Annotated in this window: 19 protein-coding genes and 2 tRNA genes; 9 read left to right on the top strand and 12 right to left on the bottom strand. The window is 31.4% G+C overall.

Features of this window, described 5'->3' with window-relative positions; all coding sequences use genetic code 11:
- Window positions 1-44: 44 nt before the first annotated feature.
- The 4 genes from WHD08_RS07860 to WHD08_RS07845 all read right to left on the bottom strand — a co-directional run bounded on the left by WHD08_RS07860 (window position 45) and on the right by WHD08_RS07845 (window position 4,216).
- Window positions 45-1,673: a pyruvate dehydrogenase complex dihydrolipoamide acetyltransferase gene (locus WHD08_RS07860; protein ID WP_208888621.1), complete on the bottom strand. Its 1,629-nt coding sequence runs from the start codon at window positions 1,671-1,673 to the stop codon at window positions 45-47.
- 3 nt (window positions 1,674-1,676) lie between these two features.
- Window positions 1,677-2,666, bottom strand: coding sequence for a pyruvate dehydrogenase (acetyl-transferring) E1 component subunit alpha (gene pdhA, locus WHD08_RS07855; RefSeq protein ID WP_165732915.1), 990 nt, complete (start codon window positions 2,664-2,666; stop codon window positions 1,677-1,679).
- Window positions 2,667-2,795: 129 nt separating this feature from the next.
- Window positions 2,796-3,470, bottom strand: a complete 675-nt coding sequence (locus WHD08_RS07850; protein ID WP_244183220.1) for a hypothetical protein — start codon at window positions 3,468-3,470, stop codon at window positions 2,796-2,798.
- A gap of 77 nt (window positions 3,471-3,547) precedes the next feature.
- Window positions 3,548-4,216 (bottom strand): M15 family metallopeptidase, encoded by a 669-nt coding sequence (locus WHD08_RS07845; protein WP_208888622.1) that lies wholly within the window; start codon window positions 4,214-4,216, stop codon window positions 3,548-3,550.
- 123 nt (window positions 4,217-4,339) lie between these two features.
- Between WHD08_RS07845 and ctlX the strand changes: the two genes are divergently transcribed.
- Window positions 4,340-5,275, top strand: a complete 936-nt coding sequence (gene ctlX / locus WHD08_RS07840) for a citrulline utilization hydrolase CtlX (protein ID WP_165732913.1) — start codon at window positions 4,340-4,342, stop codon at window positions 5,273-5,275.
- Between the two features lie 126 nt (window positions 5,276-5,401).
- Window positions 5,402-6,100, top strand: a complete 699-nt coding sequence (locus WHD08_RS07835; RefSeq protein WP_165732912.1) for a PrsW family intramembrane metalloprotease — start codon at window positions 5,402-5,404, stop codon at window positions 6,098-6,100.
- 59 nt (window positions 6,101-6,159) lie between these two features.
- Here the strand turns inward: WHD08_RS07835 and pafA are convergent, their stop codons facing one another.
- Entirely contained in the window at window positions 6,160-7,800 is a 1,641-nt protein-coding gene (gene pafA / locus WHD08_RS07830) for an alkaline phosphatase PafA (protein ID WP_208888623.1), read from the bottom strand.
- A 108-nt stretch (window positions 7,801-7,908) separates the two neighbouring features.
- Between pafA and WHD08_RS07825 the strand changes: the two genes are divergently transcribed.
- From WHD08_RS07825 to WHD08_RS07805, 5 genes are all read left to right on the top strand, one after another.
- Window positions 7,909-8,649: an MlaE family ABC transporter permease gene (locus tag WHD08_RS07825; RefSeq protein WP_165732910.1), complete on the top strand. Its 741-nt coding sequence runs from the start codon at window positions 7,909-7,911 to the stop codon at window positions 8,647-8,649.
- Window positions 8,650-8,652: 3 nt separating this feature from the next.
- Window positions 8,653-9,426, top strand: coding sequence for an ABC transporter ATP-binding protein (locus WHD08_RS07820; protein ID WP_208888624.1), 774 nt, complete (start codon window positions 8,653-8,655; stop codon window positions 9,424-9,426).
- A 56-nt stretch (window positions 9,427-9,482) separates the two neighbouring features.
- Window positions 9,483-9,555 (top strand) — tRNA-Lys (locus tag WHD08_RS07815).
- Window positions 9,556-9,671: 116 nt separating this feature from the next.
- Window positions 9,672-9,744, top strand: a tRNA-Lys gene (locus WHD08_RS07810).
- A 121-nt stretch (window positions 9,745-9,865) separates the two neighbouring features.
- Window positions 9,866-11,347, top strand: a complete 1,482-nt coding sequence (locus WHD08_RS07805) for a DUF389 domain-containing protein (protein ID WP_208888625.1) — start codon at window positions 9,866-9,868, stop codon at window positions 11,345-11,347.
- 180 nt (window positions 11,348-11,527) lie between these two features.
- Here the strand turns inward: WHD08_RS07805 and WHD08_RS07800 are convergent, their stop codons facing one another.
- The 4 genes from WHD08_RS07800 to WHD08_RS07785 all read right to left on the bottom strand — a co-directional run bounded on the left by WHD08_RS07800 (window position 11,528) and on the right by WHD08_RS07785 (window position 15,749).
- Window positions 11,528-12,124 carry a SprT-like domain-containing protein gene (locus tag WHD08_RS07800; protein ID WP_208888626.1) on the bottom strand — a complete coding sequence of 199 codons (597 nt, stop codon included), beginning with the start codon at window positions 12,122-12,124 and terminating at the stop codon, window positions 11,528-11,530.
- A 27-nt stretch (window positions 12,125-12,151) separates the two neighbouring features.
- Complete coding sequence (locus WHD08_RS07795) at window positions 12,152-12,832, bottom strand: SDR family NAD(P)-dependent oxidoreductase (RefSeq protein WP_208888627.1); 681 nt, start codon at window positions 12,830-12,832, stop codon at window positions 12,152-12,154.
- 223 nt (window positions 12,833-13,055) lie between these two features.
- On the bottom strand, window positions 13,056-14,573 hold the full coding sequence (locus WHD08_RS07790) for a choice-of-anchor Q domain-containing protein (RefSeq protein WP_208888628.1): 1,518 nt from the start codon (window positions 14,571-14,573) through the stop codon (window positions 13,056-13,058).
- 132 nt (window positions 14,574-14,705) lie between these two features.
- Entirely contained in the window at window positions 14,706-15,749 is a 1,044-nt protein-coding gene (locus tag WHD08_RS07785) for a glutaminyl-peptide cyclotransferase (protein WP_208888629.1), read from the bottom strand.
- 262 nt (window positions 15,750-16,011) lie between these two features.
- Between WHD08_RS07785 and WHD08_RS07780 the strand changes: the two genes are divergently transcribed.
- Complete coding sequence (locus WHD08_RS07780; RefSeq protein ID WP_087520665.1) at window positions 16,012-16,266, top strand: type B 50S ribosomal protein L31; 255 nt, start codon at window positions 16,012-16,014, stop codon at window positions 16,264-16,266.
- Window positions 16,267-16,552: 286 nt separating this feature from the next.
- A complete protein-coding gene (locus WHD08_RS07775) occupies window positions 16,553-17,521 on the top strand; it encodes a YpdA family putative bacillithiol disulfide reductase (protein WP_208888630.1) in 969 nt (322 codons plus the stop codon).
- 11 nt (window positions 17,522-17,532) lie between these two features.
- Here the strand turns inward: WHD08_RS07775 and WHD08_RS07770 are convergent, their stop codons facing one another.
- The 3 genes from WHD08_RS07770 to gcvP all read right to left on the bottom strand — a co-directional run bounded on the left by WHD08_RS07770 (window position 17,533) and on the right by gcvP (window position 23,578).
- Window positions 17,533-18,219 carry a hypothetical protein gene (locus WHD08_RS07770; RefSeq protein WP_244183221.1) on the bottom strand — a complete coding sequence of 229 codons (687 nt, stop codon included), beginning with the start codon at window positions 18,217-18,219 and terminating at the stop codon, window positions 17,533-17,535.
- Window positions 18,220-18,685: 466 nt separating this feature from the next.
- A complete protein-coding gene (gene glgP / locus WHD08_RS07765) occupies window positions 18,686-20,326 on the bottom strand; it encodes an alpha-glucan family phosphorylase (RefSeq protein ID WP_208888632.1) in 1,641 nt (546 codons plus the stop codon).
- Window positions 20,327-20,698: 372 nt separating this feature from the next.
- Window positions 20,699-23,578 (bottom strand): aminomethyl-transferring glycine dehydrogenase, encoded by a 2,880-nt coding sequence (gene gcvP, locus WHD08_RS07760; protein WP_165732900.1) that lies wholly within the window; start codon window positions 23,576-23,578, stop codon window positions 20,699-20,701.
- Between the last annotated feature and the right edge of the window lie 102 nt (window positions 23,579-23,680).

Genomic DNA, 23,680 nt, shown 5'->3' with positions numbered 1-23,680 from the left:
AAAAAATATTGAAATGGTTTTTATTATAAAATTTAAGGTAAACCTTAAGCTAACATTGTAACCGGGTTTTCAATAAATGTTTTTAATGTTTGTAAAAATTGAGCTCCAACAGCACCATCTACAGTTCTGTGATCTGATGTTAAAGTCAAATTCATTGTATTACCTACAACTATTTGTCCGTCTTTTACAACTGGTTTTTGTACAATTGCACCAACAGATAAAATTGCTGAGTTAGGTTGGTTGATAATAGAGTTAAAACTACCAATACCAAACATACCTAAGTTAGAAACTGTAAAAGTACTTCCTTGCATTTCTGCTGGAGTTAATTTTTTATTTCTAGCTTTTCCTGCTAAATCTCTAACACCAGCACCAATTTGAGTTAAACTCAATCCGTCTGTATGTTTAATTACAGGTACTAATAAACCATCATCTACAGCTACAGCAACACCTACATGAATATGACTGTGGTAAATTGTATTTGCCTCAGACCAAGAAGTGTTTACTTGTGGATGTTTTTTTAATGCCATTGCACATGCCTTAACTACCATATCGTTAAAAGATACTTTAGTGTCTGGAATTGCATTTATTATTTTTCTAGATGCCATTGCATTGTCCATATCAACTTCAATATTTAAACTGAAATCAGGAGCAGAGAATTTAGAGTTACCTAAAGACTTAGCAATTGCTTTACGCATTTGAGAATTTTTAACTTCTTCTGAGTTTTCTACACCAGCAGCAGCAACACTTGCAGTGGCAGGAGCAGCTTCAACTTTAGCAGCAGGAGTATAGTTTTCTACATCTTTTTTAATGATTCTTCCGTTTTCACCAGAACCACTAACATCTGCTAAATTAATTCCTTTATCAGAAGCAATTTTCTTAGCTAAAGGAGATGCAAAAATACGTCCGTTAGAAGTGTTTGAAGTAGAAACAGTTTTAGTTTCTTCTACTTTAGCAGCTGGTTTTGTAGCAGCAGCTTCAGTTTTTTCAGGAGCTTTAGCAGTAGCTGGTTTTTCTTCAGCAGGAGCAGAAGTAGCACCACCATTAGCAACAATTGCAGAAACATCTGTTCCGGCAGGGCCAATAATAGTTAATAAACTATCTACAGGAGCTGTTTCTCCTTCTTGTACACCAATGTATAAGATTGTTCCTTCATAGAAACACTCAAATTCCATTGTTGCTTTATCTGTTTCAATTTCGGCAAGCATATCACCTTCAGAAACTTCATCACCAACTGTTTTTAACCATGTTGCCACAGTACCATCAGTCATTGTATCACTTAAACGAGGCATTGTAATTACTTGCACTCCTTCTGGAATTGCAGCAGATTCAGTAGCACTTGTTTCTGTAGTAGTTTCTTCTTTTACTTCTTCAGTAGTGGCTTCTTCCTTTGCAGGTTCTGCTTCATCACCGTTTATAATTGCAGAAATATCTTCACCCTCTTCACCAATAACAGCTAATAAAACATCAACAGGAGAAGTTTCTCCTTCTTGAATACCAATATATAAAAGAGTTCCTTCGTAGAAAGACTCAAATTCCATTGTTGCTTTGTCGGTTTCGATTTCGGCTAAAATATCACCTTCCTCAATTTTATCTCCAACATTTTTTAACCATTTTGCCACAACACCTTCTTCCATGGTGTCACTTAGTCTGGGCATATTTATTATTGTAGCCATATCTTAACTTATAAAAGGATAATCTTCTTGTTCATAAACCATATCGTACATCTGTTGAGGTTCTGGATAAGGAGAATCTTCTGCGAATTGCTCACATTCTTTAACCTTCACTTTTACCTCTTTATCAACAACAGCTAATTCCTCTGCAGTAGCATACCCTTTTTCTAAAATAACATCTTTTACTTGTGTAATAGGATCTATTTTTTTGTATTCTTCTACTTCGTCTTTAGTTCTATAGTGTTGTGCATCAGACATAGAGTGACCTCTATATCTATATGTTTTCATTTCTAAGAAAGTTGGTCCATCACCACGTCTAGCTCTATCTAAAGCTTCGTCTATAGCTTCTGCAACTTTAATAGGGTTCATTGCATCTACTGGTCCACAAGGCATTTCGTATCCTAAACCAAGTTTCCAAATATCTGTATGGTTTGCAGTTCTTTCTACAGAAGTACCCATTGCATACCCATTGTTTTCACAAATAAAAATTACAGGTAATTTCCATAACATAGCTAAATTAAAAGCTTCATGTAATGAACCTTGTCTTGCAGCACCATCTCCAAAACAGGTTAATGTAACACCACCAGTATTATTATATTTATCACCAAAAGCAAGACCTGCACCTAAAGGAATCTGACCTCCAACGATACCATGACCACCATAAAAACGGAATTCTTTTGAAAAAATATGCATAGAACCACCCATTCCTTTAGACGTTCCGGTTACCTTTCCATATAATTCTGCCATTACACGTTTAGGATCTTCTCCCATACCAATCGGTTGTACGTGATTTCTATAAGCCGTAATCATTTTGTCTTTAGATAAGTCCATTGCATGTAATGCACCCGCTAAAATTGCCTCTTGCCCATTATATAAGTGCAAGAAACCTCTAACTTTTTGTTGAATGTAAACAGAAGCAAGTTTGTCTTCGAACTTACGCCAAAAAAGCATGTCTTTGTACCAATCTAAATAGGTTTGTTTGGTGATTTCTTTCATTTTTAGTGATATTGTTTGTTTTAAGACTATTAAAATTTACTCTTTTAATAACCAGTCACAAAAATAACTGTTTTTGATAGAATAAAAAAACTAGATTAGTTTAAAATAAAACAAAATATTTTAAGAGTATTATTTGTCTTTAGCTATTACTATCGTGGCTTTAGCGCCAGTTGCCAAGTTCCATTCATTAGAAGAGAGCAGTGTACCTTCATCATTATATACCTTAAAAGCGGCTGTATTTGGTCCAGATGTACCTTGATTTAGCGCTTTAAAAGCAATTTTATTAATACCTATTTCTAAAGGGATATTAAACTTTTGATAGCTTCGTTTTAATGTAATGTTATGCACAACGGGTATGTCATTTACAAATATGGTAACCATATCTCCGTCAGGATATTGGAAATCTCTACAAATAATATTAACACTTTTAGAATCTGTTCTAAAACTACCTAGATCTTGGTCTATTACGGGATAAATATATTGTCCGTTTACTTTTTTAAATGCTTTTAAAAAACGCTCTTCTCTTTGCTTTTCTTGTGTTATAATGCCTTTATTATTAAGGTCATTTTCTTCCTTTTGTTTTTTTAATTTATCATTTTCTTTATCAAAAGCATTTTTAAAGCCATCATTCCCATCTAATTCTAATGCTTTTGGTTTTGTTACCTCTTTAGAATTATTTAAAACTACGCCCTTAATTTTGCCTTTTTCTTTGCTTCCTGAATTAGAATCTAACTGTGCAGATAGTTGTAAAACAGAGAATAATGAAATAGTGAAAAAAAGAAGTAAGTTGATGTTTGTTTTCATTTATATATTACTTTCAATCATTTAAGCAAATATAATGCCGATTTTGAGTGAGAATGTTTCTTTTTTGTTAAAACTTCTTATTCTATTGGGAAATTAAAGTATGTTTTTGGAAAGGGTTCGTATCTTAAAGTAAAATGCCACCATTCGTTTTTATAAGGTCTAAAGTTGTTTTTAATCATTATATTACGGAGTAATAACCTATTTTTTTGTTGTTCTATACTGATATTCTTAGGCAGGTAATGAGATGTTATTCCGAAAAAATCATAAGAACTACCCATATCTAATTCTTTACCTGTTTTAATAGCTACAATTGTTAAGTCTACAGTACTTCCTCTTGAGTGTCCAGATCTAGAGGCAATGTATCCTCTTTTAAATAATTCTGATTTTGGTACATCTGGGTAATACGCTTTTTTCATTAACGTATCTTCTAAAACCTTTGCCCATCGTACAAAGTGGTTTACTGCTTGTTGTGGTCTGTATGCGTCAAATATTTTAAGACTGTACCCTTCTTTTTGGAGGCTCTTTTGTACTTTCGTTAAAGCATCAGCAGAAGCTTTAGTAACTATAATACAGTTTTTATGATAGCCATCAATTGTTTTCCCTATAAAATTATTATTTCCTAAGTAGCGCAATTCTTTTTGAATCGTTTTATCAACATCAGATAAATAAACAAAACCTTCTGGAAGAGTTTGTCCGAAAGAGAAAAGAGAAATAAAGAATATAAAAAAGGGAAGTATTTTTTTCATGAGGTAAAAATAAACAAAAAGACAATAGTAAACTTTTAGAATGGTTTTATATCAGAAAATAAAATCATTGAAACCTATAGTGATTAAAAAAAAGGCTAATTTTGTGCCTAATAAATGAATTAAATGAAGCAAACTACAAATACAATTTTAATGATTCGTCCTGTTAGTTTTAGGATGAATGAGCAAACTGCTGTAAATAATTACTATCAACATAATATTGATAATGCATTGCCAGCTACCATTAATACAAAAGCGCAGGACGAATTTGATGCTTTTGTAGAGAAATTACGTGGTTTTGGTATTGATGTAATTGTTGTTTCTGATACAAAGGAAGCGGATACACCAGATGCTGTTTTTCCAAATAATTGGATATCTTTTCATGAAGATGGTACCGTTGCTATTTACCCAATGTTTGCAGAAAATAGGCGCTTAGAAAGACGTGAGGATGTTTTAGAACAGATAGAAAAAGAAGGCTTTTTAATAGAGAATATTGTAGATTATACTTCTGCTGAAGATGAAGGAGTTTTTTTAGAAGGAACGGGTAGTATATGTTTAGATAGAGGGAATAACAAGGCATATTGTGCGCTTTCGCCGAGAGCAGATGAAGAGTTATTTATAGAGTTCTGTGAAGATTTTGAATATACACCAGTTGTTTTTACAGCAAATCAAACAGTAGATGGTAAAAGAGCTGCAATTTATCATACGAATGTGATGATGTGTGTTGGAGAAACTTTGGCGATTATCTGTTTGGCTTCTATTGATGATAAATCTGAGCGTAAAAATGTTTTGAAACATTTAAAAGAAGATGGTAAAAAAGTAATTGATATTACAGAAAAACAGGTTACTAACTTTGCCGGAAATATGTTAGAAGTTAGAGGTAAAGATGATGAGCGTTTTTTAGTAATGAGTCAAGCTGCTTTTAATAGTTTAACTCAATCTCAAAAATCACAAATCAACAATCATTGTAAAATTATTTCTAGTCCTTTAGATACTATTGAGTTTTGTGGAGGAGGTAGTGCGCGCTGTATGATGGCAGAAGTTTTCTTGCCTAAAAAATAAAGTTAGCAAATAATTAAGTACAAAAATACTAGGCAAACGCAAGGTTGGTAAAGGAATTATAAAATCTTCTTTTCAAAACTTTGCGTTTGTTTCATTTTATAAAAAACAAACTCTTTAAATTTCTCCATGCATTTACTTCTTCTTGCTATTGCTCCTGCAACCATTATTATACTATATATTTATTTTAAAGATAAGTTTGAAAAAGAGCCTATTCCTTTTTTATTTAAAAACTTTCTTTTAGGTGCAACGGCAAGTGTGTTAATTACTGTAATTCTTGGTGGTTTTGCAGATAGATTTCTGCCTGTTACTAATGTCGCTAATATATTTCAACAATTTGTAAAGGCATTTATAGTAGTTGCCTTGGTAGAAGAGTTTTCTAAATATGTAATTGTAAAATATTATGCACAGAGAAATAAAGAATACAACGAGCCTTTTGATGGTATTGTCTATGCGGTAATGGTTTCTATGGGCTTTGCTACTTTAGAAAATGTATTGTATGTTTTTCAACACGGAGTGTCTACTGGAATATTAAGAGCATTTACTGCGGTTCCGGCACATGCTACATTTGCCATTTTAATGGGCTATTTTATGGGAAAAGCAAAGTTTTCTAAAAATAGAATAGTTTTAAACTTAACAGGTTTGTTTTTCGCAACGCTGTTTCATGGAGCATATGATTTTTTTCTGTTCATCAACTTTATTCCAGGAATTTCTATAGGTGCATTTATTTCTTTAGGAATTGGAATTCTACTTTCTAGGAAAGCGATAAAAAGACATCAAGATGGTTCTGTATTCAAATTTTTAATCAAAAAGAAACCCCAAAACTAAGTCTTGGGGCTTTTTAATATCTTATTCCTGTTAGAAATAATTATAATATAGAACTTATTTTATTTTTCCAAAACTTCATCAACTACAACTCCGTTTGTTCCGTTTGGCGACTCTATATTTAAAAGATTCGCAATAGTTGGCGCAATATCTGTAATGTTGTATCTTTTTGATGATGAACCTTGTTTTATTCCGTTTCCATAAAAAATAATTGGTACATGTGTGTCATAAGAATATCCAGAACCATGGCTTGTTCCTGTTCTTCCACCAGTTAAAGTAGCCGGATTAGGAATCATTAAAACATCACCAGATAATTTTTGATTATACCCGTTTTGCAGTGAATTTAATATTCCAGAAGAGAAATGTGTGGTTTGCAAAGTTCTTGCGGTTACTGCTTTATAAATACCATCAAAGTTAATTACTTCATCAGCTAATTTTTGAGCAACGTTATTTACTTCTAAACCTAAAGATTCTACTTTATCTTTATCTAAGAATATTTGATAATTAGAAACGTTTTCAATTAAATCTACAGAATTGAAATATTTTTTAGTGGTTTCTAAAATAAACTCTTTAAATTTTGTCATCTTTAAATAGTGAGCAGGTATTTTTAAAGATTGTAAATAAGCTGGTACATGCACTGCTGCATGATCTGCAGTTAAAAATAAGGTGTAATTATCTTTTCCAACTTGTTGGTCTAAAAATTGAAATAAATTAGCCAAATCTTTGTCTAATCGTAAATAGGTGTCTTCTGTTTCTATGGCAGCAACTCCGTATTTATGACCAATATAATCTGTAGAAGAATAACTAACCGCTAAAAAATCTGTATGTTCACCTTTACCTAAGTTTTCACCTATAATAGCAGCTTTTGCAAAATCTGTTGTATAAGTATTTCCTGCCGGTACTGTTTTTATCAAATCGAAATTACCATTTTTAGAACGCAATGCTTTTAAGTCTTTCGGAAAAGTTGGTGCTTCCTGTCCTTTTAATTTACCTTCATAAATATTATCGTCAACTCTACTGTTTGTGTATGTTTCTATATCGTAAAGTGTTTCCCAAGGTGTGTTTAGGTATGTATCTGCGTTGTTATTTCCATTAAAATCTTTTACCCATTTAGGCAATTCATTCATATAATATGTACTTGTAATCCAAGTATTAAAATTACCACCATCATACCAATAAGCTGCATTTGCAGAATGGCCAGCAGGTAAAATTGCAGATCTATCTTTTATAGAAACACCAATAGTTTTACCAAACATATTTTGAGCCAAATGTAATTGATCTGTTATGGTTGATGTAAAAAGTCTTTTTGGAGATTTTTGTCCATATTTACCCTCGTTTCCAACAGTTTTGTAATTGTTGTCATCTACGCAGTAAATAGATTCTTTTTGATATTTGTCGTACCAATTGTTAGAGATAATTCCGTGTTCACTTGGGGTTGTTCCTGTATAAATAGAGGTGTGTCCAACAGCTGTATAGGTTGGTATGTAATTATAATGAGCGTTTTCTAAAGAAAAACCTTCTTGTAAAATTCTATTAAATCCATCTTTTCCATATCTATCGGAATACCTTGTTAAATAATCATATCTCATTTGGTCAATAACAATACCAACCACCAATTTTGGTTTTTTATTTTGTGATGTTAGTTTGTTGTTTCCTAAACAAATAAATAGGCAGATGAAGCTGAAAAGTAATTTGAATTTCATAAGTACATATATAAATTATGAGTCAAAAGTAATTATTTTTTGTTTTGATTTGGTCAATTTAACGCACTATTAATGATAATTTAATACTTTAGCATAAAATTAAAATGAATGGGTTACCTAGAACATGTTGGTAAATATTTTATGATGTTAGGGCGTGTTTTTAAAAAACCGCAAAAAGGAAAAGTTTTTTACGAAGCTTTGATAAAAGAGATTGATGAATTAGGTTTAAAATCTTTAGGGATTATTATGTTTATTTCCTTTTTTATTGGAGGTGTAATTGCGTTGCAAACGGCTTTAAATTTAGACAATCCTTTTATTCCAAAATCTTTAATAGGTTTTGCAGCTAAGCGTTCTATTATTTTAGAATTTGCTCCTACTTTTTGTTCCATTATTTTAGCAGGTAAGGTAGGTTCTTATATAACTTCTAGTATCGGTACTATGCGAGTTACAGAACAAATTGATGCTTTAGAGGTAATGGGTATAAATGCTTTAAGTCATTTAGTATTGCCTAAAGTGATTGCAACAGTTTTCTTTTATCCTTTTTTAATCTCATTAGGTATGTTCTTAGGGATTTTAGGAGGATGGGTTACAGGTGTTTTATCTGGTCTTTTTTCTGGAGCAAATTATATAGAAGGTATTCAAACAGATTTTGATCCTTTTTTATTATCGTACGCAATTATTAAAACCTTAATTTTTGCATTTCTAATCTCTACAGTACCTTCTTATCATGGTTATTATGTAAAAGGAGGGTCTATAGCGGTTGGTAAAGCAAGTACGCAAGCCGTAGTTTGGACAACTATTTTAATTGTAATAGCAAACTATTTTTTAACTCAAATGCTTTTAACCTAAAATATGATTGAAGTAGATAATTTACATAAAGGTTTTGGAGATGTAAAAGTATTAAAAGGTATAACAGCTACTTTTCTACCTGGTGAAACCAGCTTAATAATTGGTCAAAGTGGTTCTGGAAAAACAGTATTTATAAAATCTTTAATAGGTTTGCACACGCCAGAAAAAGGTTCTATTTCTTTTGATGGTAGGATAAATACAAAATTTACTGAAAATGAAAAACAGCAATGGAGGCAAGAAATTGGTATGGTTTTTCAAGGAAGTGCCTTGTTCGATTCTCAAACGGTAGAAGATAATGTAATGTTTCCGTTAAAAATGTTTACAGATAAATCTCACGCAGAAATGCTAGAGCGCGTAAACTTTGTTTTAAATAGAGTTAATTTAGAAAACTCTAATAAAAAATTACCAGCAGAGCTTTCTGGAGGAATGCAGAAACGAGTTGCCATTGCCAGAGCAATTGTTATGAACCCTAAATACCTTTTTTGTGATGAACCAAACTCTGGTTTAGATCCAAGAACTGCAATTGTAATAGATAATTTAATTCAAGAAATTACGGATGAATATAAAATTACAACCGTAATTAATACACATGACATGAATTCTGTGATGGAGATTGGCGAAAAAATAATTTTTTTAAAGGAAGGTCAAAAAGCTTGGGAAGGTACCAGTGAAGATATATTTAAAACTGACAATGAGGCAGTTGTAGACTTTGTGTATTCTTCTAATTTATTTAAAAAAGTAAGAGAAGCATATTTAAATGAAAAAAAATATAAATAGATTTGTTTTTTCTAATATAAAGTATATATTTGCAGCCGCTTAAAAGCAAATATATTGACCTGGTAGCTCAGTTGGTAGAGCATCTCCCTTTTAAGGAGAGGGTCCTGGGTTCGAGCCCCAGCCCGGTCACAAAAACTTAGAAAACTTCATAGAAATGTGAAGTTTTTTAATTAAGTAATTGAAAAGAGAAAGTCGTTTCTCTAATTAGTAAAAATATCTTTTTAGTCATTAAGATAAAAATAAATGACCTGGTAGCTCAGTTGGTAGAGCATCTCCCTTTTAAGGAGAGGGTCCTGGGTTCGAGCCCCAGCCCGGTCACATTAGATTAAAAGCTTCACAGAAATGTGAAGCTTTTTTTATGCAAAAAATTATTATAATCAGTTTTATTGTCAATTTTAAATTTTTGTATCTTTCCCAGAATAATTGAAACTTAAATTTGATGGAAGAAAATAAGGGAGCTGAGGAAAAGGTAGATCAATCTAAGCAAGGAATGAAAGATGAGGCTAGAGGTTTACTCTTTAGTATCAGAAAATATTTAACCGAACTTTTAGACTTTAGACACGATACGGATCATGAAGCTACCATGGAGGCTATTAAAGCAGATATACCTTTTAAAGGTGCAACTGCTTGGATTCTTATTTTTGCTGTCTTTGTGGCTTCTATAGGGTTAAATGCTAATTCTACTGCAGTTGTTATTGGTGCCATGTTAATATCGCCCTTAATGGGACCTATTTTGGGAATAGGAAGTGCTTTTGCAATTAATGATATTGAAGTGTTTAAAAAATCATTAGTCAGTTTGGCAACAATGATTACTTTAAGTTTACTTGCGTCATTTGTTTTTTTCTATTTCTTTCCGTTAAGTGAAGATACATCCGAATTGTTAGGGAGAACAAGACCAGATATTAGAGATGTATTAATTGCCTTTTTTGGTGGTTTGGCTTTAATGGTTGCAAGAACAAAAAAGGGAACGGTAGCTTCTGTTATTTTTGGAGTTGCTATTGCTACTGCATTAATGCCGCCCTTGTGTACTGCAGGGTTTGGTTTAGCAAAAGGTTTTTCTGGGGATACTGTTGGTTTTACCTATGCTTTAGGAGCCATGTATTTGTTTACAATTAATACTATTTTTATTGCTTTGGCAACATTTATTGTATTAAAACTGTTAAGTTTTCCAATGCATAAATATGCGAATGCTGCACGAAGAAAACGATATGCTACTATTGCAACGGTAGTAGGTATTGCTGTTATGATTCCTGCTGTTTATACTTTTTTACATGCTTTAGAAGAGAGTAGGGTAAATGCACAGTTAAAAACGTTTGTTAAAAATGAGGTTATGACTATTGATAACTATCAATTAATTGATGAAGATTACGATTTTGATACTAAGGTTTTAAAGCTGAATTTCTTTAACGAAGTAACTGCTGTAGAGAAAAACATGTTAGAAAGCAGTTTGATTAATGACCCTAGATATGATCGCTTAAAAGAAGTGAAAATTAATATTAAAGGAAGTGATACTAAGAGTTTCGAATTAATTACTACAGCGTATACCGAGAAAAGAGAAGAGTTGAATGAAAGTAAAAAGCGAATACAAGAACTTGAAGATAAGATTACTGAGTTAGAAGGTATTATTTCTGGTTTAAATATAAGAATTGAAGATGATGCTCTTCAAAATGATAAAAAAGCAATTGCTTTTAGTAGAATTTCTAAAGAGGCAAAAATTCTATATAGTGAAATAGAAGAAATAGGGTTTTCAAAAGTTTTATTTTCTAAAGATTTTATAAATATAGATACCATTCCTACAGCAACGGTTAAATGGAATTTAAAAGTGTCTGATACTATTATTCGTGTAAAAGAAAAGAAATTACGTACTTGGTTGCAAAAAGAAATGAACTTAGATACATTGTTTATTAAAAGAGATAAGTAAGTTTTAAGGAGTTTTCTAAAAGTTTTGAATATTGTCATACTGAACTTGTTTCAGTATCTTAACGTATCTATATTCATAAGAATCTGAAATAAATTCAGATTGACAAAAAAATCACTTGTTAGATAATCTCATTTGTTAAACGAATTACTCTATAATTGATGTTATTAAGGTAAATAAATTCTAACCATTTTTGTAGAATTCAATTTCTACATTTTGGTTGAATAGATATACTTTTTTATTGCTCATATTCATGCATTCATATCGGGTTCTACGTTTGTTTCCTCTTTTGTAGATGGTGTTTTTAAATACAAATAAACTGCCAAAAGGGATGTCAAAAATAAAATGTTTGCCCGTTTCTGCTACATTACCTCTTAAAGCTAATGATAAATCTGCATCAGTATCTGTACTTGCTTTAGGGTTTTTAAAATACCTTGCTAAAAAAGGCAACATTTCCATGGGATAAATTTCTGGCCGTAAAAAAGGCAACATTAAATGCTGAAAAACCATTTTCCACTCTTTGCCATGAGGCTGCACGCGTCCAAATTTTTGATGCGTAACATGATGTGCAATTTCATGAACTAGCGTAAGTAAAAACTGATATTTATTAAGGTTATTATTTACGGTAATTTGAAATCTTCCGTCGGGTAATTGTCTAAAATCACCATGTTTTGTTTCTCTCTGGTTAACAATTTTTAGCGTAAAAGAATGCTCGTTTATAAGAAACTCTATAAACGGAATTGCTTTTGAAGGAACGAAATCTTTGTAACTTGAATTCAATTTTTAATTTTTTTGAATGCTTATTGCTTACGGAGTTGAAGAGGATACTTGTAATACTTTTCCGTTATAAAATTTATTTCCTGTTAAAGAGAAATCAAAAATATAATTCGCCATTTCTGTGGCAGAGGTAGGTGCTTCGTATCCTGGGAAAGCTTCTTCTAACATTTCTGTTTGCACAGCTCCTAAAGCCAAAACATTAAAAGCAATTTGTTGTTCTTTATATTCTTCTGCTAATAATTCTGACAAGGTAATTACGGCGCCTTTGGCGGATGAATATGCTGCTAATCCAGGGAATTTCATGCTTCCTTGAATTCCGCCCATAGAACTAATTGTAACTACATGACTTCCTTTTTGCATAAACGGAATCATTAATTTTGTAATTTCGGCAACGGCAAAAACATTTACTTTGTAGACTTCTAAAAAATCATCCGAAGATAAATCGGTGAATGGTTTGTTTATTAATTTACCAGCATTATTGATTAAAATATCAACTTGTTGCCAATTATTTTTAACATAATCGGTTACTTTTTCTAAATCTGAATTTACAGATAAATCAACAGAAATTAAAGTAATGTTTTTATGATTAAACTCAGATAGTGGTTTTGTGTTTCTAGATAAGGCTAATACTTGATGTCCGCTTTCTGCAAACTGTTTAGCGAGTTCAAAACCAATTCCTCTACTAGTACCTGTAATTACAATGTTTTTCATTTCAATAAAAAATTTGAACGAGCAATTTACTCAATTTTTCATAAATTTAAACCTCAAAGGTTTTAAAACCTTTGAGGTTTATCTGTGTTTTTAAAAATTAGAAGGGTTAGTAACGCTTAGAATATAAGATTTGAGTGACTCTTGAAAAGGCGGAGCCTTACAATTCAATATCTTATAGAGGATACTATACTTCAATTAAGGTTGATTTCATTTGATAGAAAAACTACTCTTCCGTTTCAAAAGTGATATGTTGGTAAGCACCAATATCCGGATTTGTAGTTCTATCAACGCCTAAAATATCCGTAGAAAAAGCAGTTGTTTTTGCTTTATTTATGGCATCAGAATCCTCTCCAATTATAAAATCACTGTTTTGAGTATTTCTAAAATGAGCATTTCCATTTATTATGTTGTCTTGGTAAAAAGTACTTGTAAAATCTAGTTCGGTGTTGTCTTTAAAAGAGTCGTTACTATCTGTGAATTTAATCATGGAATTACTAACGTTGTAGTTAAATATTCCGCCTCCATCAACTTTATCTAAGATAAACTCTATGTTGTTATTTCCATCAAAAATGCAATTGGTAAAATTAGCAGCATGTAAATTTCTAGTCTCAATAATTTCTTGTCCTGTTGCATCAGAATACACAAAAAAGTTGTTCACCAAAACAGCAGGCAGTTGACGTAAACCATTGTTCCAAAAGTTAGCAAAAGTAGAATGTGTAAAATTATACGTACCTCCAATAGTTGCTGCCAAAGAAACCTGTCCAGCAGAACCAATTACTACATTATTACCTTCAATATTTGTTTCTCTTCCTAATATTCCATAGCTAGAATGGTTATAGATTTCTGTGTTTTGTAATTTTAAAGTTGGAGTAGTAGGAGAGCCAATGCTATCAACCAAGATTCCAATAACTCCGTTTTTAATAATGGTGTGGTTCATTTCATTGTCTTTGCTTCCTGCTCGCATCCAAATAGTTCCCCATTGTCCGGCAGTTTCGCTAAAAGAATATTCTAATCGATCGCCTTCAAAAATCACTTTTTCAGAAAGTGTTCCGTTTACTTTTAAAGTAGCTTTGTTATCTACAATTAAACCAGAATTATCATGGAAATAAACTTTTGCTCCGGCTTCTATGGTTAATGTTTTATTTGCTGGTACAGCTGCAAAGCCATAAATAACAGTGGGTTTTACATTGGTAATGGTTAATTCTGAATCCGTTAAAAAACGCCCTTTTAAGGTAGTTGGTTCTCCGTTTAAAGTTAAGCTGTCAATTTTCATGGAAATAGCATCTTTTCCAGGGAAGATAAAATTAGCATCTTGTACCAAAGTAACTAAATCTACATCTTGCTGAAAACTACCAGAATCGAATAAAATTCTGTCTGTGTATAACGGATTAACTTCGTTACTCGCATTTATAGTAGTTTCTACAAAGATAAAAATACTGTCTTTGGCAAGAATGTCTATGTTTTTAAAATCTTTTCCAGGAATTCCATCTACATTTAATCTGTAGTTAGAATTGGTACCATTTTCTAATTTTATTTCAGGAATGGTAATTGCATTTTTTCCTCTATTATATACTTTTAAATTATACGTAGCAGAACCAATATTTGTAAATATGGTATCTAGAAAAACGGTGTCTTTAGAAAATTCTAATGCACCAGAACTTGGTGTTGTGTTAAAATCTTTTCTACAAGAACTTACCGAAGCAACAATAATAATTAAGAAGAAGTATATAGTGTATCTCATGTTATTTTATAAAAAATTACCACATAGAAACATAGTATATAGCATTATGTTGTTTATGTTTTTATGTGGTAAAACTTGTTTTTATTTTTAAATCTTAAAGTATATTATGGTTAGAACTTTTTATGATGAAAATTATTGTTTTTTAATCAATTCAATTTCGAATAGTTTTCCCCAGTGTTTACCAGTTACAAAAAGACGGTTATTCTCTTTATCATAAGCAATACCATTTAAAACTTCGTCATGAGGAACCAATTTCTGTGTTTTTTCCATTTCTGCATGCAAGCCTTTTAAGTTTGCAATACCTTCTACAACTCCTGTTTTTGGGTCTATAACAACAATAGCATTTTGCTGATATTTATTTGCATAGATTTTTCCATTGATCAATTCTAATTCATTTAAGTCCGCTACCGCGTATTTATTGGTGTAAACTTGAATTGATTTTTCTTCTTTTAAAGTCTCTGGGTCTAAGAACCAAATTCTGTTTGTACCATCAGATTTTATCAACTGAGTTCCGTTATGTGTAAAACCCCAACCTTCTGCACTATTATTGTAGGCAAATTCTTTTTCTTGCTTAAAAGTCTCTAAATCGTACACAAAACCTTTTTTACCTTGCCAAGTTAACCAGTAAATCTTATTGTTAAGAATGGTCATTCCTTCACCAAAATACTTTTTATCTAAATCTATTTTTTGTAAAACTTTACCTGTTTCAATTTCAATTTTTCTAAGTGTAGATTTTCCTCTTTGACCTGTAGTTTCATATAAAAAACCATCATGATATTCTAAACCTTGTGTGTAGGCAGTTTTATCATGCGGATATTCATTTATAATTTTATAGTCATATACAACAGGTTTTTTGTTTGCTAAAACTTCAAAAAAACTATTTTCCTTTTTTGTCTTTTCAGCATAAAAAACTAGCGCAGAAACTTGGTGTTTTCCAACACCTAATTCAGTTGTATTAATAGAAATTGCATTTCCATCTGAAGAAACCTCATTTCCATTCACGAAAAACTGGACACTATTTATGGCTTTCTCTTCTTTCTCTTTTAAAGTGACTTCAATATTAGAATTTAGAGCGACTTGTTTTTTATGTTCTAAACTAAATTTATAGACATCAGAACAAGATGTAATTAGCAGAAAACATGTAAAAAATGCAACAAGTAAGGTATTCTTTTTCATTTTTGTAATTATTTATATTTATTTTTAGTCTTTTTAACTTTTGTAAAAGTGTTGAAAAACCACTATTCATCAACGAAATCTGATGTAAAAATAACTAATGTGATTGTTAGACCAAATAAAAACAAAATATTTATTTGTTAATTAAAAAATATAGTTAAATTTGCATCCTCAAAATAGTAAACAACAACTATTTAGAGAATCGAGTAAGCTTTACCAACTTCACTCATGCAAACATAACATTAAAGTATTAAAATATAATAAAATGAGAAAAGGAATTCATCCAGAAAATTACAGAATGGTAGCTTTTAAAGACATGTCTAACGAAGATGTATTTTTAACACGTTCTACAGTAGACACTAAAGAAACGTTAGAAGTTGATGGTGTTGAGTATCCTTTAGTAAAATTAGAGATCTCTAGAACATCTCACCCATTTTACACTGGTAAATCTAAACTTATTGATGCTGCAGGACGTATCGATAAATTTAAAACGAAATACGCAAAATTCAAAAAAGAGTAATTCTTTTAGAATTTTCAACATATTTAAAACTCCAACATTCATTTGTTGGAGTTTTTTATTTTACATTATACTGGTTTTTGTGTTGTTTAAAGTGGAAAACAGGTTGCTGTAATTTGTGATTTTCTATGTAGTCTATTTTTTAGTAATTTTGATGTTGCTTTGCAGGTCAGGCTTTAGGTTATGATCTATTTTTAAGTTGATATTATTAAGAATTTTAGATTTAAAAAAGATAGGAACTAATTAGATTAGAAACAATTTATTATAATAAATAAGAAGAGTATATTTTATGAAAAATTTTGATATTGTTATTATTGGTGGTGGTCCTATTGGAATTGCTTGCGGATTAGAAGCTAAAAAAAACGGGTTGAGCTATGTAATTTTAGAAAAAGGACCTATTGTAAATTCTTTATATAATTATCCGGTGAATATGCAATTTTTCTCTTCTTCAGAAAAGTTAGAGATAGATGAAATTCCGTTTATTAGTAAAGAAAATAAACCAAGAAGGAGTGAAGCTTTAGAGTATTATAGAAGAATTGCATCTTCAAATAAATTAAATATTAATTTGTTTGAAAAAGTAACTTCTATCTCTAAAGTAGAAAATGAATTTACTATTGTTTCAGAGAAAAACACGTACAAATCTACAAATATTGTAATTGCAACAGGTTTTTATGATCTTCCGAACACCTTAGAAATTCCTGGAGAAGATTTACCAAAAGTTTCTCATTATTATAATGATCCACATTTTTATTCCGGACAAAAAGTAGTTGTTATTGGTGCGAGTAATTCGTCTGTAGATGCTGCTTTAGAATGTTATAGAAAAGGAGCAGAAGTTACTATGGTTATTAGAGGTTCTGAAGTTGGGCATCGTGTAAAATATTGGGTAAAACCCGATATTATTAACAGAATAGAAGAAGGAAGTATACAGGTATATTATAATACCAATGTTAAAGAAATAACAAAGGAAACCGTTATTATTCAAACAGAAAAAAGAATAGAAACGTTACAAAACGATTTTGTTTTAGCATTAACAGGTTACAAACCAAACTTTGTTCTTCTAAATAAAATAGGAATTACTTTTTCTAATGATGAAAATAAAATTCCTAATTATAATGATGAAACTATGGAAACCAATGTGAGTGGTGTTTATTTAGCAGGAGTTGTTTGTGGTGGAATGGACACGCATAAGTGGTTTATAGAAAACTCTAGAATTCATGCCAAAAAGATTATTGCTAATATTAAAAAATTAAAAGAATAGTTTATTACAAACTATTCTTTTAATTCATAAACGTCAGTTTGAAGTTCATCAACTTGATCTTTGGGTATTTTTTTAATCACTTTTTTAGTAAAATTAGGTGTCTGAATATAGTAACTAATTTCACCTTCGCTTCCGGGTACATATTTAATCTCTAACGTATTTGTACCTTTAATTAAGTGTAAGTCTGTAAGTCCGCCTGTACCTCCAAAATACATTAAGCTTTTACCATTTAGAGTTGCTTGAAAAACATCCATTCTTTGAGAGTAAATAAAAGCAGCATCTTTATTACCTAAAGTAACTTTTTCTTTTTCTGATTTATCTTTTTTAAACTTTAAGTCGAACTTTGAAGTTATAGTTCCAGATTCTTTTTCGCTAGAAACATAATAAAAAGGAATATATTCTATTGAGCTTCTTAAACCAAAACTAAACTTTCTAGGGGGATTGAAGTTTTGTGTTCTTCTATTAAATTTTATTTCAATAGTATTCTCGCCTTCTTTTAATACAAAAGCTATTAGGTCTTGAACAAAAGGAGGCATGTCTTTTAGTTGATCTTTAAATGGGTGTTCTTCATTAAAAATTTTCAGACCAGAAAGATCTCCTTTACCTACAGGTTTTCCATTAATTTTTAGCTGTACATCGTAATTGCTATTATGCCCAGAAACAAAAGCTTTAATATGTTTAGTGTCTTGAGATGTCATACTTATAAAAAATAGTGAAATTATAATTAATAAACTCGCTCTTTTCTTCATGTCTTTTTTTATTGTTTTAAATTGTTATGTAAGAAATGTTACTTTCTTAAATAGCAATATAGAGGGGGAAGTTTTTATTAATATTCTTTAAAATCGATAGATTTATTGGCAAATGTAAATGTTATTCTATGATTTTTAAACGTTGTATCTATTTCATTTTGGAAATAAATGAACCCTCTTTTTAGTTTGATACTTAGAAGGTAGTTACTCAACTGTTTATTTACTTTTTTATTTTATAAAGTTTTTTTTATTTTAAAAAAAAGATAGCTGTAAAAGGACATTATGGAAACCAATCTAAAAGAAATGTGTTTAGTAGACGTTGTATTCTGAGGTGTGGAATACACATAGAATTTAAAAGAAACTAACCTTAACATTTAGTTGTTAAGGTTAGTTTTTAACTGTTTTAATACCTTTTTTAAAACAATTTCTTGTAATAATCAGCTGCCATTCTTTGAGTTGTAAACTCAGGGATAACATCGTCCATTGCATTAAATACTATTTTTTGCCATTTTTTAGGAGTATCATAATACGTTGGTAGTGCTTTGTTTTCTAGTATGTTATATAGGTTATCGGTATCTAATTTATCTTGCTCATAGGTTGGTAACTTATAATCTAGTGCAGGTAATACGAAGCAGTTTTCTTCGTCCTTTTTAAATTCAGGAATCCAGCCATCATCCGTAGAAACATTTACAGAACCATTCATAGCAGCTGTCATACCACTTGTTCCAGAAGCTTCACGTGTAATTCTTGGTGTATTTAGCCAAACATCAGAACCGCATTTTAATTTTCTAGACAAGTCTATTTCATAACCAATAAGTACGGCTAAATTTGGTTCTTGTTTAGATTGATGTACTAAATGGTTGAAAGTATCGATTGCGCCATAATCAAACGGATATGGTTTTCCTGCCCAAATAATTTGTACAGGATATTTTTCATTATAAATTAGTTTTTTAAAACGATCGTAATCGTGTAGAAGTAAATCGGCTCTTTTATAACCCGCAAAACGTCTTGCCCAAACAATGGTTAATACATTAGGGTCTAGTTTTTTTCCGGTTTGTTTATATACTTCTTCAAAAAGTTCGCTTTTTAATGCTAGTTTTTTCTTATTATAAGTAGTTGCATTGCCTTTCTCCCAAGATTTTTTAATGGTTTCATCTTGCCAAAATTTTTGATTCTGAGCGTTTGTAATCGGAATTATTTCGCAAATACCTGGGTAATCTTTCCACATATCATTCGCAACAATAGCATGAAGTTTAGAAACTCCGTTTGCTTTTCTAGCCATTCTTAATGCAGCAATGGTATAGTTAATCATGCCACCATTTACCATTTCGGTTTGCAGTTCTTGTTCCGAGTAAGTTCTGCCAAAGAAACCACATCTATTTAAATGACGCGCATCTCGCTCTTCATTTCCTGCTTTTTCTGGAGTATGTGTTGTAAATACCATTTGCTCTTTAGTTACGCCTTTATCTTTTAAATAATAAAATGCAGGTAGGGCATGTCCTTCATTTAAGTGATAGGTATCTGCGCCTCCTAAAGCTTCTACTACTTTAGCGCCGGCAATTCCTAAAACAATACTTTGAGACACTCTTGTTACTTGGTTTTGATCATATAAGTGGTTGGTAATAGTTTTAGTCAAGTGGTCGTTTCCTTCTACGTCTGTGCTTAAAAAATACATAGGTACGGTTCCGAAAACTTCTGGTTTTAGAACATAGGCTCTTACTTTTACATTCGGATTGTCATGAAGTTTAATAGTTACTTCAATACCTGTATATTCTAAAAAATCGAAATGTTTTTCATTGAATTCAGTTTTTAATGTTTGGTCATCATTTCTTGCTTGGTCGTAGTAACCGTACTTCCAAAGCATACCAATACCAATCATATTTTGTTTTAATTCAAAGCCAGAGCGCATGTGAGAACCTGCTAAAAAACCCAGTCCTCCAGAATAAATATTAAAAGCTTGATCGATACCGAATTCCATACTAAAATAAGCGACTTTCTTTTTATATTTTGCTGCTGGTTTGTATGGGTGATGCCATTTACTGTATATATGTTCCATAATTTTTTTTGATTTTAATATTAAAAGTAAGAAAAATAGACAATTTATGATGTTGTTTATAAGTTAAATTTAGGTAACTAAAGTTAATTTATAATGCTTTTAAATTTAAGGTAAATAGTTTGTTTTTAGTTTTTTATGATATCCGTCATTTTTAGTTTGAATAGGTTTTTTAAATGCCTTTTTTAGAGTTTTATGAGATTCCTCAATCGCTTGAAAAAGCTCATTTCGGAATGACATTCGTTTTATTATTCCGAAGTATTAGGGTTTGATAATAGAATTAAATAAAATAAAAGACTTCTAGGTTATTATCAAAAACAAAAAAACCGCTTCAAAAAGAAACGGTTTTAAAATACTAAAAGAACACTGTGGGTTCTACATATAATCTTCAATTGGGTTACAAGAACAAATTAAGTTTCTGTCTCCAAAAGCATCATCAACTCTACGTACGGTTGGCCAAAATTTATTTTCAGCAATGTACTCTAAAGGAAAAGCCGCTTGTTTTCTAGAATAAGGTAACGTCCATTCATCTGCAGTTAACATTTCTTGCGTGTGAGGTGCATTTTTTAAAGGATTGTTGTCATCCTCTTTTGTTGCATTTTTAATTTCTTCACGAATAGAAATCATTGCATCACAAAAACGATCTAATTCTGCCATAGATTCAGACTCTGTAGGTTCAATCATCATAGTTCCCGCAACCGGAAAAGATACCGTTGGTGCGTGAAAACCATAATCCATTAAACGCTTTGCAATGTCTACCACTTCAATTCCGTTTTGTTTAAAATCACGACAGTCAATAATCATTTCGTGCGCAGCTCTGTTCATTTCCCCAGTGTATAAACTGTTGTAATGTCCGTGTAAACGCTCTTTAATATAGTTGGCATTTAAGATGGCATTTTTGGTAGCATCCGTTAATCCTTTTGCACCTAACATGGTAATGTAACCGTAAGAAATTAAACACACTAAAGATGATCCCCAAGGAGCAGCAGAAATGGCAGTAATTGCATTTTCTCCTCCGGTAGCAACTACAGGATTTGTAGGTAAAAACGGAACTAATTGCGGAGCGACACAAATTGGACCAACTCCAGGACCACCACCACCATGTGGAATGGCAAATGTTTTGTGTAAGTTTAAGTGACAAACATCAGCACCAATCGTTGCAGGGTTTGTCAATCCAACTTGTGCGTTCATATTTGCACCGTCCATGTATACTTGTCCGCCGTTATTATGAATAATTTGTGTAATTTCTTTAATTGCTTTTTCATACACTCCGTGTGTCGAAGGATAGGTTACCATTAAAGCCGCTAAATTATCTTTGTGTAAAATTGCTTTTGCACGTAAATCTTCAACATCAATATTTCCTTTTTCATCGGTTTTAGTAACCACAACCTTCATACCGGCCATAACTGCTGACGCAGGATTTGTTCCATGTGCAGAAGCAGGAATCAAACAAATATTTCTGTGAGAATCGTTATTAGATTCGTGATATGCTCTAATAGTCATTAAACCAGCAAACTCACCTTGTGCACCAGAATTTGGTTGTAAAGAAGTACCAGCAAAACCAGTAATAATATTTAATTGATGCTCTAATCTCTTTAAAACTTGTTGATATCCTTCAGCTTGATTTAATGGTACAAAAGGATGAATATTCCCCCACTGCGGATTACTTAAAGGCAACATTTCAGAAGCTGCATTTAATTTCATTGTACAAGATCCTAAAGAAATCATAGAATGATTTAACGCTAAATCTTTACGCTCTAATTTTTTAATATAACGCATCATGTCTGTTTCAGATTGATACGTGTTAAATACATCATTGTCTAAAAACGATGTACTTCTTTTGGTGTTTTCTGTAATAACTTCAAAATCTGCACTAAAAGATTCTTTAGTTAAGATTTGGTGAAAATCATCTACAGTTTCCGATGCAATCGGTTTCTTTTTAAGTTGACCAAAAATGGTGAACAAGTTCATTAAATCTTTCTGTGTAGTTGCTTCATTTATAGAGATAGAAATGTGTTTTTTATCAACATAATTAAAGTTCACTTTAAAAGACTCTGCAACAGATTTTAATTTAATACAATCTATTTCTACCAATAAAGTATCAAAATAAGAAGAGTTTAACTGCTTAAAACCTGCTTTTTCTATAAAATTGGCAACTAATTTAGTTTTGTTGTGTACAGAGTCTGCGATAAATTGTAAACCACTTTTACCATGGTAAACAGCATACATACCTGCCATAACAGCTAATAAAACTTGTGCTGTACAAATGTTAGAAGTCGCTTTTTCCCTTTTAATATGTTGTTCACGCGTTTGCAATGCCATACGTAAAGCACGTTCTCCGTTGATGTCTTTGGTAATACCAATAATACGCCCTGGAATACTTCTTTTGTATTTGTCTTTTGTAGCAAAATAACCAGCATGAGGACCTCCATAACCTAACGGAATTCCGAAACGTTGTGTAGTTCCTACAACAACATCAACTCCAAATTCTGCAGGTGCTTTTAATTTTACCAATGATAAAATATCGGCAGCAACAGCAACTTTTATATTGTTTTCATTCGCTTTTGCAACAAAGGCAGTATAATCATAAACTTGACCATGTTTACCTGGATATTGTAAAATAGCTCCATAAAATTCTTCAGAAAAATCAAATTCCTCATGGTTTCCAATTACCAATTCAATTCCAATAGGAGTAGCGCGTGTTTGTAAAACAGATATTGTTTGAGGTAAAACTTCTTCAGAAACAAAAAACTTATTTACACCAGCTTTCTTTTGTGCTCTTTCTCTAACATCAAATAAAAGTGCCATTGCTTCTGCAGCCGCAGTACTTTCATCTAATAAAGAAGCATTCGCCAATTCCATTCCTGTTAAATCACAAACCATTGTTTGAAAATTTAACAAAGCTTCTAATCTACCTTGTGCAATTTCTGCTTGGTAAGGTGTATACGCTGTATACCACCCCGGGTTTTCTAAAATATTACGCTGAATTACACTTGGCACAATTGCCTCATGATATCCTAAACCAATATAACTTTTAAAAACTTTATTTTTTTCTGATAATTCTTTGATGTGCGCTAAATACTCATATTCGCTCTTAGCTGGTGCTAAATCTAACTCATTTTTTAAACGAATATCATCTGGAACAGTTTGGTAAATTAACTGATCTAAATTATCCGCTTTTATAGTTGATAACATTTTTTCTTGCTCCTCTTTGTTAGGACCAATATGTCTGTTTTGAAACAAATTTGTATTCATTTAATAGGGTTTTGTTAATGCTATTTTAATATGATTTCGATTGTTCTTAGTTGTGTGTATTTATTCGAAATTTTGCAGACCAAAAGTAGGGAAATAATAAAA

It is taken from the genome of Polaribacter sejongensis (genome assembly GCF_038024065.1).
In the GTDB taxonomy this organism is placed as follows: Bacteria; Bacteroidota; Bacteroidia; order Flavobacteriales; family Flavobacteriaceae; genus Polaribacter; species Polaribacter sejongensis.
Note: the sequence above shows the minus strand (reverse complement) of the source record. Positions and strands in the feature narration are given on the sequence as shown.